The sequence below is a fragment of the Rhizobium sp. BT-226 genome (assembly GCF_025847085.2).
In the GTDB taxonomy this organism is placed as follows: domain Bacteria; phylum Pseudomonadota; class Alphaproteobacteria; order Rhizobiales; family Rhizobiaceae; genus Rhizobium; species Rhizobium sophorae.
In genome coordinates this window covers 827,780-842,133 of sequence record NZ_JAOYTI010000003.1, presented here as the reverse complement: position 1 = coordinate 842,133, position 14,354 = coordinate 827,780, and the positions used below count along the sequence as shown (strand labels likewise).

Genomic DNA, 14,354 nt, shown 5'->3' with positions numbered 1-14,354 from the left:
GATTTCCAGGTCAGAGGGCGGAAGCGGCCAGGTCGCCGTCATAGGCGGCCCGCACCAGGCCGCGCATGGTAGCGGCATCGAAGGAGCGGGGATTGTTCTTGATCAGCCGGCCGATGCCGAGCGCCTGCTCTGCGGCCCAGTCGATCCGGTCTTCCGGCAGGCCAAGCCCGGCGAGCGTCGGAGCGATGCCGATCGCGGCGAAGAGGCGGCAGACCTCGCCGATCGCGGCATCGGCAATCGTTTCATCGTCCTCCACTCCGGTGGCATCAAGGCCGAGCGCCCTACCGACAATGGCGATGTCCGCGCTCGCGACGCGGCGATTATATGTCATCACATAGGGCAGCATGGTCGCAACCCCGAGGCCGTGCGGCGTATGGGTCAAGGCACCGACCGGATATTGCACGGCATGGGCCGCCGCGGTGCCCGCCGTTCCGAAGGCGCAGCCGGCTGCGAGCGCGCCCATCATCACATCGGCGCGCGCATCGATGTCGGCGCCGTCGACGAATGCCTTTTCCAGGCTCCGACTGAGGAGCCGGATGGCATGCAGCGCGAACTGGTCAGAGAGATCGCTCTTTCCGATGAAGACATGCTGCTGTGCGAGGTCGGGATCGCCGGGGCGGCGCATGGCCGTGAAGGCTTCGATGGCATGCGTCAACGCATCCGCACCGGCAATCGCCGTGAGCCCGGGCGGGCAGGATAAGGTCAGTTCCGGGTCGCAGATCGCCGCTGCGGCGATGAGATATGGGCTGGAAATGCCAACCTTCAGGATACGATCGGGATCGGAAACAACCGCAACCGGCGTCACCTCGGACCCGGTCCCTGCCGTCGTCGGCACGGCGATGACCGGCAGGACGGGCGCCGGCACCTTGAACTCACCGTAATAATCGGCGAGCGCGCCTCCGTGAGCGAGCAGGAGCGAAGCGCATTTGGCCATGTCGAGACAGCTGCCGCCACCGATGCCGATCACCATATCGGGCTCAAAACCGCGCGCGGCCTCAACGCAAACAGCGACCGTATCTTGCGGCACGTCCGGCAGCGTGCGGTCATGCACCAGGACGACAATGCCGGCTGCTTCAAGCGCGGCGATCATTTCCGCAAAGACCGGCGTTGCGGCAAAACGCGCATCCGTGCAGACGAGTGCGCGCCGGCCGGTTCTGCTGGCGACGCTCGCGAGCGCATGGCGCTGGCCGACGCCGAACAGGATTTCCCGCGGCAGCCTCAAGGCAGCAAACAGGCTCATGATCTTTGTCCCTCGAAGGCCAGAATGCGTGGGCGCGAAAGCGCGTTGAGGTCTTCCCAGAGGCTCTGGTCGATCTCGAACCCGTTGCGGCTTGCCGCCGCTCGCCGCCCGCGGGCACGATCGCCCGGGACGAGAACCGGTTCGCCGGCGCTGGCGGGTGGTGAAGCGCGCACGGCATCGAGATAGGTCGACAGCCGCTCCGGCAGTCCCGGCGCCAAACTGGGCTCGATCAAGATGAAGACGTCGCCCTTGTTGCACGGCGACTGGCTGTCGAGCGTGCCGCGCGCATCCGGCGCGAGCGCCGAGCCGGCAAGAGCTGCCACCAGCAGCTCCAAAGCAATGCCGAGGCCGTAGCCCTTCGCGTCGCCAAAGGGCGCAATCGCGCCGGCCTTCGCACGCCCGGGATCGGTCGTCGGGTTACCGGCGGCATCGCGCGCCCATCCCTCGGGAATGGGCCTGCCGGTCGCCGCGTGGTGGTGGATCCTGCCCATCGGCACGAGGCTGGTGGCAAGATCGAGCACGAGCGGTTCCTCGGCGGTCGGCACGGCGATGGCGATGGGGTTCGTGCCGAGCATGGCCCGTGTACCGCCGAAGGGATGGACCAGCGCCTCGCTCGACGAGAGCGCGATGCCGACGAAACCCATTGCGGCGATGGCCTCCACATAATGCGCGAGCATGCCGAGATGGTTGGCATTGCGCACGGCGACAAGGCCGATGCCAAGATCCGGAATGTTAGGCGCCAGCCGCTCGATCGCGGCCATCGCGACGACGGGGCCAAATCCCGACGAACCCTCCACCTCCAGCACCGCATCCGCGCGCCAGCGCTGCGTGCCCTTCGTCTGCGGGTCAATGACCCCGCGCTCGATCCGTTCGACCAGCCGCGGAAGCCGGTACAGGCCATGCGAGGGGTGCCCCTTCATCTCGGCCGTTACCAAGACGCGAGCCTGCAGGGCCGCATGGTCACGCGGTGCGCCATGCTCTTCCAGCAGCCGGGTGGCAAGCGCAAGCGCTGCCGTTTCGGATATGCGCATGATTTTTCCTCCCTATATTAAATCGTATAGGATATAGGATTGTCTTGGCCGCAGCATCGTGCTAGCGATTGAACCTGTCAAGAGGCAAGGCAGCAGATGATTTCGACGAGACCGAAGGAACCCTCAACGGGCACAACCCAGATACCGCGCGCCAACAGCCTGGCGGGCGACGTCTACGAGGCAATCTTCAACCAGCTCATGTCATTGAAGATCGCCCCGGGGGCTCGCATCACCGTCGACAACCTGGTCAGGGAATTCAACGTCTCACACACCCCTATCCGCGAAGCCCTCGGCCGGCTTGAAGGCGAAGGCCTCGTCGTCAAGCAGCATCTCGTCGGCTATCGTGCCGCGCCGCAGATCACGCGCCACCGCTTCGACGAGCTCTATGAACTGCGCCTGCTGCTGGAACCTGCCGGCGCTGCGAAGGCCGCCGAGGCGATGAACGACGAAAAGCTGGCCATCCTGACGGAGGCCGCCGGCGTGATGACACGCAGCGACAACAGGGACGAACGAGCGAACTATTCGGCCTTCGCCCGCAATGACGCTATTTTCCACGACCGCATCATGGAATTTGCCGGCAACGAGTTGATCCGCGAGATGCTGACATTCCAGCATACGCATTTCCATATCTTCCGCCTGATGTTCCATCGCCGCGTCACCGAGGAGGCGCTCGCCGAGCATCAGACGCTGCTCGATGCCTTCGCGGCCCGCGACCCCGGCGCAGCCGCGAAGGCAATGCGCATCCATATCGAACATTCGCGCGACCGGCTGTTGCCGGCCTTCGACGAAATCTGAGCAACCGCGCCGGGCAAGGACGAGCCTGCCCGACCTGACAACGAGGAGGAGAACCCATGCCAGGCAAGAAAATCCTAATGCTCACCGGCGATTTCACCGAGGAGTACGAAATCTTCGTCTTTCAGCAGGCGATGGAGGCGGTCGGTCACACGGTGCATATCGTGTGCCCGGATAAGAAGGCCGGCGACATCCTCAGGACGTCGCTGCACGATTTCGAGGGTGACCAGACCTATACCGAAAAACTCGGGCACAACGTCACCATCAACAAGACGTTTTCCGAGGCCGAGGACCAGCTCGACCAGTATCATGCCGTCTACTGCGCCGGCGGGCGGGGACCGGAATATATCCGCACCGACAAGCGGGTGCAGGCGATGGTGCGTCATTTTCACGAGCAGAAGAAGCCGATCTTCACTATCTGCCACGGGGTCCAGATCCTGATCGCGGTCGACGGTGTCGTTCGCGGCAAGAAGGTTGGCGCACTTGGGGCCTGCGAACCGGAGGTCACCCTGGCGGGCGGAACCTATATCGACCTGTCGCCAACCGAAGCCTATGTCGATGGCACGATGGTTTCGGCCAAGGGCTGGACGGCGCTCGCTGCCTTTATCCGCGAATGCCTGAAGGTACTGGGAACAGAGATCCACCACAGCTGAGACGACGGCACCAAGCAACGAAAGGCCCGGCAGGTGATATTTGCCGGGGACCTTTTTGCAATGGGCCTGCAATCACGCTCCGCCGCGGTTCCAGCCGCGGCCACGGTCGCCGAACATTTCATAGCCGCCATCGGTGATTGCGAGCGTATCCTCCAGCTTGATGAATCCGCGCTTCGGGTGAAGCATCGTCGTCTCGACCGAGATCACACTCCCGGCTTCCAGCGGTTTGTCGGCATCGATGCCATCATAGGTGACGGGGTGGTTCGTCATGAGGAATGGCGCTTCGTGGGCGATGATGCCCATGCCATGGCAGAAAAAGTCGGTGAAGGCCGCCGACGGCGAGGCCTTGAGCTCGGCCTCCGCTGCCACGATCATCTCCCTGCCCGCAGCCCCTGCCCTGACCTTGGCGAAGGCCGCTTGCTGGACGCATTCGACTTCGGCCAGAAGGTCCTCCAGCTCCGCATCCGGCTCGCCGAGCACACCCATGCGGCAGAGGTCACCGATATATCCGTGATAGTTGCCGCCGGAATCGATCGACAGGATCTCGCCCTCGGCCCAGGCCTGCGGCGAGCCCGCGCGATTGTGGCTGGAGCCGAGCGTCAGCAGGCAATATTCGAAGTGCAGGCCGCGGTTCGTTTCCTCCCGGCGCAACTGCTCGATGATCTCCATCTTTGTAGAGCCGGCGCGCGCCGCCGCGATCGTCGCCAGCATCGAGTCGGTAATCAGTTCGGAGGCGCGTCTCAGCCTTGCCAGTTCATCTGGCGTCTTGACCGCCCTTAGCCGCTCCAACACATGCGTGGCATCGACAAATCGAGCGCCATCCAGCCGAGAGGCAAGAAGGTCGCGGGCATCGGATGGCATGAAGGCCGGCTCGATGCCGATGCGCCCACCGGCCTTGCCGATTTTCTTCAGGTGCTCGGCGGCGAGCCCGGCGGCGTCCTGCGTGCCCCAGCTCGCCGTATGCACGGCGGGCGTCCAGAATGGATTGTTCTGGTGCTCCGCGCCCTCCATGCGGTTGCCCACATAGGCGGAGTGATCGGGCGCGCCTTTCTCATAAATCACCATCGGCAGGTACCGGCTATGCCCGATCGCATCCATGGCGGCGAAGAAGATGAACTTATAGCCGCCCATGAGATATTGCGTGTTGTGTTTGGAAGTGGCGACGATGACGTCGATACCGGCTTCCTCCATGAGACGGTCGAGCTTGGCCGTATCGAACGGCGTCACGGCGGCCTGCCTTGTTTGCCCTGCATTGTCGTTCATTGTCTTTCCTCCCAGAAATGGATGCGCCGCCTCAGAAGCCCGGCGGCAGCAGGCGGAAGTCCGGCAAATCGCGTAGCGCAAGCTCCGGCCCGGCCGGTGAGTAGACCACGAAGAGGAGCATCTTCCCGCCACCAGTGTTCTTCGTCGAATGAAAGCGACTTTCCGGAATATAGATCGTGCAGCCGCTGGCGACCTTCTGCGTGATCGGATTACCATTCTCGTCCTCGACCATCTGCTCGCCCTCGCCGGAAATCACAAAAATGATTTCCTCCGCGCCAGGGTGATTGTGGCGGGAATGGCCCTCGCCGCTTGGCAGCTCGACGACGCCGCCGGAAAAGCGGCTGGCGCCGTTGACCTCGGGCGCCACAGTCAGCGACAGCTTGCCCCAGTCGAAGCCGAAGGCGCTCACATCCTCAGGATAGATGAAGTACTTGTCCTTTACCATGAAACCCTCCTCAGACGACCGCGCCGATGGCGAGCGTCTTGAAATCTTCCGTCTGCTTGCGGATTGCCGCCTCTGCCGGCAGGCGCTCCATCGAGCTTGCGCCATAAAAGCCGTGGCAGCCAGGGCAACGCTCGAGAATGTAGCGCGCATCCTCCGGCATGGAGATCGGGCCGCCGTGGCAGAGCACGATGACGTCGTCGCGCACGGAACGTGCCGCCTTGGCGATCGCGGCGATCTCGTCGACGCAGGCATCGAGGGACTTGCCGGATGTGGCGCCGATCGTGCCGCCGGTCGTCACCCCCATATGCGCCACGACGATGTCGGCGCCAGCGGTCGTCATGGCGATAGCCTCGCTCTCGTTGAAGACATAGGGCGTCGTCAGCAGGTCGAGCCCGTGGGCGGTGGCGATCATCTCGACCTCCAGATTGTAGCTCATGCCCGTTTCCTCGAAACTCTGCCGCATCCGGCCGTCGAAGAGGCCTACTGTGGGGAAGTTCTGTACGCCTGAAAAGCCCATTGCCTTGAGGTCGGCGAGGAAGCGCGGCATCAGCACGAAAGGGTCCGTGCCGTTGACGCCGGCAAGCACCGGCGTCTTTTTCACGACCGGCAACACTTCAAGCGCCATGTCCTTGACGATTTCGTTGGCATTGCCATAGGCGAGCAGTCCGGCCGCCGAACCGCGGCCCGCCATGCGGTATCGCCCGGAATTGTAGATAATGATGAGGTCGATACCGCCTGCCTCCTCGGCCTTGGCGGAGATGCCTGTGCCGGCACCGCCGCCGACGATCGGCACGCCGGCTGCGATCATGCCGTGAAATTTTTCGAGGATGGTGCTGCGCGGTATGACTGGCATCGATTTGTCTCTCAGGGGTTGGCGATATCACGATAGGCCGCGACGGCGGCCTCGGCGAAATCTGGATCGTTGATATGGAGCGGCAGGCGAATAATACGTCGCGACGCCGTCGGCTTCACCGTCGTCTCGAGCGCGGCGAAAAGCGCGGCGTCGGCTTGTGGGTCGAAGAACGGACCGCCTTCGATGTCGAGGGCCGAAACGCCCTTTTCGGGAATGAGGAAGCGTACGGGGCCGTGGCACAGATTGAGCTTGTCGCCGATCCAGCGGCCGATCTGCGCGCATTCGGCCGAGGTCGTGCGCATCAGGGTGACGTTCGGGTTGTGCCGGTAAAACAGCCGGCCGGCATAACGCTCCGGAACGGTCTCCGGCGCCCAGAAGTTCACCATGTCGAGCGCACCGACCGAGCCGACATAGGGCAGGCCTTTGCGAGCAATGGCGCCGAAACGGTCCGAGGTGGCGGGCAAGACGCCGCCGAACAGCAGGTCGCAGACCTCGGTCGTCGTGATGTCGAGCACGCCTGAGACCAGCTCGCTGTCGACAAGCTTCTCCATCGCCCGCCCGCCCGTGCCTGTCGCGTGGAAGACCAGGCAGTCATAGTCCGATCGGAGGCGCTCGACCATGGCGGATACGGCAGGTGTCGTAACGCCGAACATGGTAAGCCCGAGGGCCGGTTTGGATGCAGTCACCTCAGCCGGCCGGCGGGACATGGCGGTGATCGCCTGGGCGGCGTTGTGAAGAATGACACGGCTCAGCCGGTTCAGGCCCGCCATGTCCGTGACCGAGGGCATCATCACGATGTCTGAAACATCGACAAAGGGAGCCACATCGCCGGATGCGAGCGTCGAGACCATGATCTTTGGCAGACCGAGCGGCAATTGGCGCATGCCTGCGGTAATGATCGAAGTGCCCCCGCCTCCACCGATACCGATGACGCCGGCGATGTCTTGGCGCTCCACCAGGAAGCGCGCGAAGGCAATGCCCATCGCCTCGACCGCCGTTCCGCGGTCGCCGCTGGCAAGAACGGCCCCAGCCCCGTCCGGATGGCACGCCGCCACCGCGTCTGCCCTCACATCGACGGAGGTTTGAGGCTCGCGGATGCCGACGTCGACGCGGACAACAGCCCCACCCGCCGCTTCGATGCAAGCGGCCAGATAAGCAAGCTCCTCGCCCTTCGTGTCGGCCGTGCCGACCACGTAGATCTGCTTCATTTCCCCTCCGAGACCGGTTGGGTTTCCTCCCAGCATATCCCACGTCCGGGCAAAGCGATGGGCCCTTGCAAATTTGTGAGACGCGCGTATCATAAAGATATGGATGTCTCACGTCAACAGAACGAAACAGCCAGGACCGAGCGAGGCCCGCGTGCCCGAACGCGAAAACTGATGCTTGAAACGGCAACGCGGCTCATGCAGTCCGGCATCACTCCCTCGGTAAGTGAAGTCGCCGAGGCTGCCGAAGTCTCGCGCGCGACGGCCTACCGCTACTTTCCGAGCCAGGCCGCGCTCGTGCATGCCGTGGTGGATGAGGCTCTGGGGCCGATACTCAGTTGGTCGTCGGACAGTCCGGATGCACGCACCCGCGTTGCCGACCTATTGGCGACCGCAATGCCGCGCATCGACGAGTTCGAAGCCACCTTCAAGGCGGCGCTGAAACTTTCGCTGGACCAGTGGGCGCAGCGTCAGGCCGGCACGCTCGGCAACGAGCCGCTATTCACGCGCGGCCACCGGGTCGACTTGCTCAAGTGCGTGACGGCTCCCCTGCAGGGCACCGTGCCGCCCGAATCCCGGGAACGCCTTGCGCAGGCGCTTTCGCTTGTCTTCGGCGTCGAGGTGCTGATCGTATTGAAGGATATCTGGGGCCTGACCTCCGAAAGCGCGCAGTCTGTTGCCGAGTGGGCCGCCAAGGCGCTTGTTGACACGGCGTTACGGCAGGCGGAGAGCAAAGCATGACGTGGGGAACCTTCAAATTAATCCAACAATTGGTTGGACCAGATGAAGCAAATGTGGTCGGGATTGGCGAGCAAGACGTGACTTCGCCTGACAAGACTGCATGAGCGGAGTCGCAATTGTGGGAAGAGATCTAGAAGTCCGGAAGACGAACCTTTGCTAAATGCTCTCCGAGGCTCACTCTTGACGATAATGGCGTTTGGTACTACCAGATTAGGGAATAACATTCAGGCTTGAGATCTGAAACGCGCCAGGGTCGGGGAGGACCCCAGCACGAAAATCACCCAGGAGGATCGGGAAGCCGGATCGGGAGGCCCGCGATGACGCGGGAAGCGTGCATAAATGGGAGGAAACGTTATGCGCAAAACTATGACCGGTCTATTGGCCGGTGTCGGATTGATGTGGGCCTGCGGAACGTCCGCGCAGGCCCAGGAACTGACGATCTTCTGGGCCGAGTGGGACCCGGCAAACTACCTTCAGGAACTCGCGAACGAATACGAGGCTGAAACCGGCGTCAAAGTCACGGTCGAGACCACACCATGGGCTGACTTCCAGACCAAGGCCTTCACCGAGTTCAACGCCAAGGGGTCAGCCTATGACATGGTCGTCGGCGACAGCCAGTGGATCGGGGCAGCGTCAGAAGCCGGACATTACGTGGATCTGACCGAATTCTTCACCAAGCACAATCTGACCCAGGTGATGGCCCCGGCAACAGTGAAATACTACGCCGAATATCCGGCGAACTCGAAAAAGTACTGGTCAGTTCCGGCCGAAGGCGACGCCGTCGGCTGGTCCTACCGCAAGGACTGGTTCGAAGATCCCAAGGAGATGGAGGCGTTCAAGGCCAAATACGGCTACGACCTCGCCCCGCCGAAGACATGGGCCGAGATGCGCGACATCGCCGAGTTCTTCCACCGTCCCGACCAGAAGCGCTACGGAATCGCCATCTATACCGACAACTCCTATGACGGTCTCGTCATGGGTGTCGAGAACGCGATCTTCTCCTTTGGAGGCGAACTCGGCGACTACCAGAGCTACAAGGTCGACGGCATCATCAATTCCGAGAAGAACGTCAAGGCGCTCGAACTGTATCGCGAGCTCTACGGGTTTACGCCTCCGGGCTGGGCCAAGTCCTTCTTCGTCGAGAACAACCAGGCGATTACTGAGAATCTGGCGGCGATGAGCATGAACTACTTTGCCTTCTTCCCGGCCCTGGTGAACGAGGCGTCCAACCCGAATGCCAAGGTTACCGGCTTCTTTGCCAACCCGGCAGGCCCGAACGGCGAGCAATTCGCAGCGCTCGGCGGCCAGGGCATATCGATCGTCTCCTATTCAAAGAACCAGGAAGAGGCGATGAAATTCCTCGAATGGTTCATCAAGGACGAGACCCAGAAGCGCTGGGCCGAACTCGGAGGCTACACAGCAAGCGCCAAGGTGCTTGAATCGCCGGAATTTCAGAACGCGACACCCTATAACAAGGCCTTCTACGAGACGATGTTCAAGGTGAAGGACTTCTGGGCAACGCCTGAATATGCCGAACTGCTGATCCAGATGAACCAGCGCATCTACCCCTTCGTGACAGCCGGGCAAGGCACGGCGAAGGAAGCGCTCGACTCTCTGGCAGCGGACTGGAACGCGACATTCAAGAAATACGGACGCAATAAATAGCAAACGCGATCAGCGGAGGGGCTCCGTCGCCCCTCCGTTTGCATTCTGCATCTCGCGCCCAAAGGCGCGGTTCGAGAGGGCGCGGCGCCCGGAATTCACTTCGCGCATCGTGATGCCTTTTCCGGCATCCGGCGCCGACTCTCGGAGGAGGAGAGGATTGGCAACCGCAGTCATGACATCGCTGGACACGAAATCGCGTGCCGCCTCCCGCGGCATGAGCGACATCCGCATTCGCAATCTCTTCATTATCCCGACGATCCTGTTTCTGATCATCTTCAACATCTTTCCGCTGATCTATTCGCTCGGCTATTCCTTCACGGACTTTCGTGCCTCAACGAACGCGCCGGCCAACTTCGTCGGCCTGCAGAACTACCGTGAGCTGCTGAACGATCCTTTCATCTGGTCGAATTTCGCCATCACCGCGAAATATGTGATCGTCTCTGTGACGGGGCAGGTGATCGTCGGCTTCGGCACCGCGATGCTGCTCAACCGCGATATCCCGCTGAAGGGTCTTTTGACGACGCTGCTGCTGCTGCCGATGATGCTCTCGATGGCCGTGGTCGGCCTCTTCTGGAAGCTGCTCTACGACCCGTCCTTCGGCATCATCAACTACGCACTCGGCCTCGGCTCCTTCGAGTGGCTGTCGAATCCGAACATGGCGCTCTATGCGGTCGCAATCACGGACATCTGGATGTGGTCGCCCTTCGTGATGCTGCTGTCGCTTGCCGGCCTTTCGGCCGTGCCAAAACATCTCTACGAGGCAGCGGCGATCGACCGGGCGGGGCCGTTCTATACCTTCTTCCGCATCACGCTGCCGCTGGTGGCGCCGATCCTGATGATCGCAATCATCTTCCGCACGATGGAGGCCTTCAAGACCTTCGACCTCGCCTACATCCTGACCAGCCAACCGACGACCGAAGTGATCTCCATCCGGCTCTACAAAATGGCCTTCCAGGAATGGCAGACGGGGCGTTCCTGCGCACTCGCCTACATCGTGCTCATCATGGTTCTTGCGATCACCAACATCTACGTCAAGTACCTCAACAAAGTGAAGGAGCGCTGAGATGGCTGCCGTCCAAACCCGCTCCGAACGCGCGCTGAACCGGGTAGCGATCGCCGCCGTATTGATCATTACGCTGATCTTCCTGGCGCCGATCTACTGGATCACCTCGACGGCCTTCAAGCCGCGCAACCTCGCTACCACCATTCCGCCGACGGTGCTCTTCGAGCCGGAACTCTCGCCCTTCGTGAAGCTCTTCACCAAGCGCTCGCAATTGCGCGGGGCGCCTACCGCTGAAGAATATGCCGCCGCCCCCTGGTGGGAGCGGATGGTGTTCGACGGCGGCGAGAAGATCGTCCGCTCCGGCCGCGGCGAGGTGCAGCCATCCGGCTATCCGAACCGCTTCATGAACTCGCTGATCGTCGCCATCACGTCCACGGTGCTGGCCGTCGGCATGGGAACATTCACGGCTTACGGTTTCTCGCGCTTCAAAGTGAAGGGGGAGGCGGACCTTCTCTTCTTCATCCTGTCGACGCGCATGCTGCCGCCCGTCGTCGTGGCGATCCCGATGTTCCTCATGTACCGCGTCGTCGGGCTCAACGACACGCATTGGGGCCTCATCATCCTCTACACTGCCTTCAACCTTTCCTTCTCCGTTTGGCTGATGAAGGGCTTCATCGACGAGATTCCGAAGGAATACGAGGAGGCCGCGCTCGTCGACGGATACACGCGGATGGAGGCCTTTTTCAAGATCGTCATCCCGGAAGCGGCGACCGGCATCGCCGCAACCGCCGTCTTCTGCTTCATCACGGCCTGGAACGAATATGCATTTGCGCTGATCATGACGAACCGGCGCGCGCAAACGGCTCCGCCCTTCATTCCCAGCCAGGTCGGCTCAGGCCTGCCGGATTGGACGGTGATCGCCTCCGGCACGTTCCTGTTCCTGCTACCGGTCGCCATCTTCACTTTCCTGCTCAGGAACCATCTCCTGCGCGGCATGAGCTTCGGAGCGATCCGCAAATGACCTTCCGCGCCTTGAACCAGAAATATCTCGAACCCGGTTCGCAGTATCTGATGATCCTTGGCATCATCGCGCTCTGCCAGCCGTGGAACCTGTTTCTGCATCGCTACGGCATGACGATGACGCTCGTCGGACTGATCGCCTTCATGGTGACGACCAAAATCCCGCGGGACGCGCAACCAGACGAAAGCAGCCCTTCATGACGCAAATCGAACTTCGCGCGATTCAGAAATATTTCGGTGCCGTCCAGGTCATCAAAGACCTCAATCTCGCCATCGCCGACAACGAATTCATCGTGCTGCTTGGACAATCGGGCTGCGGCAAGACGACGACATTGCGCGCCATCGCGGGGCTGGAGACGATCGATGAAGGCGACATTCTGATCGACGGGCAGCCGGTGCAGCATATCAAGGCATCCGACAGGGATATCGCCATGGTATTCCAATCCTTCTCGCTCTATCCGCACATGACGGTCTACGAGAACATCGCCTTCCCGCTCCGCGCGACCCGGATGAGCCGTGCCGATGTCGATGCGTCGGTCCGCGAGATCGCCGGTGTGCTGCGTATCACCGGTCTGCTGACCCGCAAGCCCTCGGCGCTGTCAGGCGGCGACATGCAGCGGGTCGCGATCGGCCGCGCGCTGGTGCGACGGCCAAAGGCCATGCTGATGGACGAGCCGATCGGTGCGCTCGACGCGAAGCTGCGCGAAGAGATGCGGGCGGAAATCAAGCGTTTGCATATCAAGCAGGGTTCAACCACCATTTACGTGACGCATGACCAGGTGGAGGCCATGTCGCTCGCCGACCGCATCGTGATCATGCACGAGGGCATCCTCCAGCAGATCGGCACGCCGGAAGAGGTTTACGCGCAACCCGCCAACATGTTCGTCGCCCAGTTCGTCGGAAGCCCGGTCATGAACATGGCGCCGGCGACCGTCAGCGAAACGGGCGGCCATACCAGCGTGCAGGTCGGCGACGGGGTAACCGGCTTCGAGTTCCCCACCGTGCTCGCCGACCGGCTCTCTGACGCGAGGGCCGAGAACGGCAAGCTGACCCTCGGGGTCCGGCCTGAAGGCGTGCTCGTTTCACGGGAGGCCCGCGAGGGCTTCATGCCGGTCGAGGCGCATATCATCGAGCCTCTCGGCTCGCACGATATCGTCGACCTGAAAGTCGGCCACCAGATGATCAGGGCACGCACCAAGAGCGGTTTCGTGCCTGGTCCCGGCGAAGCCGTCTGGGCACGCATCGACCCCTCCCAGGCACATTTCTTCAATACGGCGACCGGTTCGTCGCTCGGGATCAGACTCTGATGGCGCATATCGAACTCAAGGGCATCACCAAGACCTTCGGCAACCACACGGCGCTGAAAAACCTGAACATCGACATTGCCGACGGCGAGTTCTTCGTGCTGCTCGGGCAGACCGGCGCCGGCAAGACGACGACGCTGCGCCTGATCGCCGGCCTCGAGAAGCCGACCGCAGGCCAGATCTTCATCGACGGGCAGGACGTCGCCGACTGGGGTGCCGCCGAGCGCGACGTAGCCCTGGTGCTCCAGCAATACTCGCTCTACCCGCGCTATACGGTGCGGGAGAACCTGGAATTTCCATTAAAATCCCGTATCCGCCGCATTGAACCCCAGGAAATCAAGGAGCGCGTCGCACGGGTTGCGAACACCCTGCGCATCGAGCATCTGCTCGACCGCAAGACGGACCGACTGTCGGGAGGCGAGATGCAGCGCGTATCGATCGGCCGGGCCATCGTGCGCAAGCCGCGGGTCTTCTTGATGGACGAACCCCTTTCGGCGCTCGACGCGAAGCTTCGCGAAGCACTTCGCACCGAGCTGAAAAACCTGCAGATGAACCTCGGCGCGACCTTCCTCTTCGTCACTCACGATCAGATAGAGGCCATGTCGATGGGCGACAAGATCGGCGTCCTGAACAACGGCCAACTGGTGCAGACGGGTACGCCGCAGGAGATCTACCGAAACCCGGTCAACACCTTCGTCGCGCGCGCAGTCGGTTCGCCGCCGATGAACCTGATTGCCGGCACGCTTGCCGGCGGCGAGGCAGTGGCCAGCGAGGGCTACCGGCTTCCCCTCGGCAACGGACACGGGATCGCGACAGACGGTCGCCCGCTCACCTTCGGCATCCGTCCCGAGGACATTTATCTCGACAGCGGCGCGCCCGGCGAAGCACGGGTCCACGACGTGGAAAACCATGGTGTCGAAAAGATCGTGACGCTGCGCACCGGCGAGAAGTTCATCCACGCGACCGTGCCGACACAGACGGCGCTTCGGATCGAGGATGAGGTTCGCTTTTCGTGGAATCCGGAAAAGGTCGTGCTGTTTGACGCCGGAAGCGGTGTAAGCCTGCGGCACGCGGGCTGACCTGATCGGTCCGAAGGATGCCAGCGGTCTCGGCGGCACGGCAGGGCAGCGAGCATTTCG

The 14,354-nt window shown here is 62.3% G+C and carries 15 protein-coding genes; 9 read left to right on the top strand and 6 right to left on the bottom strand.

All coding sequences use genetic code 11. The features are described from left to right. Positions 1 to 10: 10 nt before the first annotated feature. Complete coding sequence (locus tag OIU37_RS23520; RefSeq protein WP_171603715.1) at positions 11 to 1,240, bottom strand: iron-containing alcohol dehydrogenase; 1,230 nt, start codon at positions 1,238 to 1,240, stop codon at positions 11 to 13. Then, positions 1,237 to 2,271 (bottom strand): Ldh family oxidoreductase, encoded by a 1,035-nt coding sequence (locus tag OIU37_RS23515; RefSeq protein ID WP_240604757.1) that lies wholly within the window; start codon positions 2,269 to 2,271, stop codon positions 1,237 to 1,239. Before OIU37_RS23515 ends, OIU37_RS23520 begins: the two co-directional genes overlap by 4 nt. A gap of 96 nt (positions 2,272 to 2,367) precedes the next feature. On the opposite strand from OIU37_RS23515, the gene OIU37_RS23510 reads away from it, so the two are divergent. Next, entirely contained in the window at positions 2,368 to 3,066 is a 699-nt protein-coding gene (locus OIU37_RS23510) for a GntR family transcriptional regulator (protein ID WP_264258793.1), read from the top strand. 56 nt (positions 3,067 to 3,122) lie between these two features. Next, the gene (locus OIU37_RS23505) at positions 3,123 to 3,716 is read left to right on the top strand and encodes a DJ-1/PfpI family protein (RefSeq protein WP_180696120.1); all 594 of its coding nucleotides are present in this window, start codon (positions 3,123 to 3,125) and stop codon (positions 3,714 to 3,716) included. A 72-nt stretch (positions 3,717 to 3,788) separates the two neighbouring features. On the opposite strand, the gene OIU37_RS23500 is transcribed toward OIU37_RS23505, so the two are convergent. From OIU37_RS23500 to OIU37_RS23485, 4 genes are read right to left on the bottom strand one after another with little or no spacing between them, the layout of a single operon-like run. Beyond that, positions 3,789 to 4,979 carry a Xaa-Pro peptidase family protein gene (locus OIU37_RS23500; protein ID WP_171603712.1) on the bottom strand — a complete coding sequence of 397 codons (1,191 nt, stop codon included), beginning with the start codon at positions 4,977 to 4,979 and terminating at the stop codon, positions 3,789 to 3,791. Between the two features lie 31 nt (positions 4,980 to 5,010). Beyond that, on the bottom strand, positions 5,011 to 5,424 hold the full coding sequence (locus OIU37_RS23495; protein WP_072641426.1) for a cupin domain-containing protein: 414 nt from the start codon (positions 5,422 to 5,424) through the stop codon (positions 5,011 to 5,013). Positions 5,425 to 5,434: 10 nt separating this feature from the next. Next, the gene (locus tag OIU37_RS23490) at positions 5,435 to 6,277 is read right to left on the bottom strand and encodes a phosphoenolpyruvate hydrolase family protein (protein ID WP_264258791.1); all 843 of its coding nucleotides are present in this window, start codon (positions 6,275 to 6,277) and stop codon (positions 5,435 to 5,437) included. Between the two features lie 11 nt (positions 6,278 to 6,288). Beyond that, on the bottom strand, positions 6,289 to 7,485 hold the full coding sequence (locus OIU37_RS23485; protein ID WP_264258790.1) for a Tm-1-like ATP-binding domain-containing protein: 1,197 nt from the start codon (positions 7,483 to 7,485) through the stop codon (positions 6,289 to 6,291). A 99-nt stretch (positions 7,486 to 7,584) separates the two neighbouring features. On the opposite strand from OIU37_RS23485, the gene OIU37_RS23480 reads away from it, so the two are divergent. The 7 genes from OIU37_RS23480 (at position 7,585) to OIU37_RS23450 (ending at position 14,294) form a co-directional block, all read left to right on the top strand. Continuing rightward, on the top strand, positions 7,585 to 8,223 hold the full coding sequence (locus OIU37_RS23480) for a TetR/AcrR family transcriptional regulator (RefSeq protein WP_020047296.1): 639 nt from the start codon (positions 7,585 to 7,587) through the stop codon (positions 8,221 to 8,223). Between the two features lie 354 nt (positions 8,224 to 8,577). Next, positions 8,578 to 9,888 (top strand): ABC transporter substrate-binding protein, encoded by a 1,311-nt coding sequence (locus OIU37_RS23475; protein WP_180696126.1) that lies wholly within the window; start codon positions 8,578 to 8,580, stop codon positions 9,886 to 9,888. Positions 9,889 to 10,045: 157 nt separating this feature from the next. Next, positions 10,046 to 10,951, top strand: coding sequence for a carbohydrate ABC transporter permease (locus OIU37_RS23470; RefSeq protein WP_264258789.1), 906 nt, complete (start codon positions 10,046 to 10,048; stop codon positions 10,949 to 10,951). 1 nt (position 10,952) lies between these two features. Continuing rightward, positions 10,953 to 11,912: a carbohydrate ABC transporter permease gene (locus OIU37_RS23465; RefSeq protein ID WP_180696127.1), complete on the top strand. Its 960-nt coding sequence runs from the start codon at positions 10,953 to 10,955 to the stop codon at positions 11,910 to 11,912. Then, on the top strand, positions 11,909 to 12,112 hold the full coding sequence (locus OIU37_RS23460; protein ID WP_264258788.1) for a hypothetical protein: 204 nt from the start codon (positions 11,909 to 11,911) through the stop codon (positions 12,110 to 12,112). The genes OIU37_RS23465 and OIU37_RS23460 overlap by 4 nt, the downstream gene beginning before the upstream one ends. Then, positions 12,109 to 13,218, top strand: coding sequence for an ABC transporter ATP-binding protein (locus OIU37_RS23455; protein ID WP_264258787.1), 1,110 nt, complete (start codon positions 12,109 to 12,111; stop codon positions 13,216 to 13,218). Before OIU37_RS23460 ends, OIU37_RS23455 begins: the two co-directional genes overlap by 4 nt. Then, the gene (locus tag OIU37_RS23450; RefSeq protein ID WP_264258786.1) at positions 13,218 to 14,294 is read left to right on the top strand and encodes an ABC transporter ATP-binding protein; all 1,077 of its coding nucleotides are present in this window, start codon (positions 13,218 to 13,220) and stop codon (positions 14,292 to 14,294) included. The genes OIU37_RS23455 and OIU37_RS23450 overlap by 1 nt, the downstream gene beginning before the upstream one ends. Positions 14,295 to 14,354 lie beyond the last annotated feature (60 nt).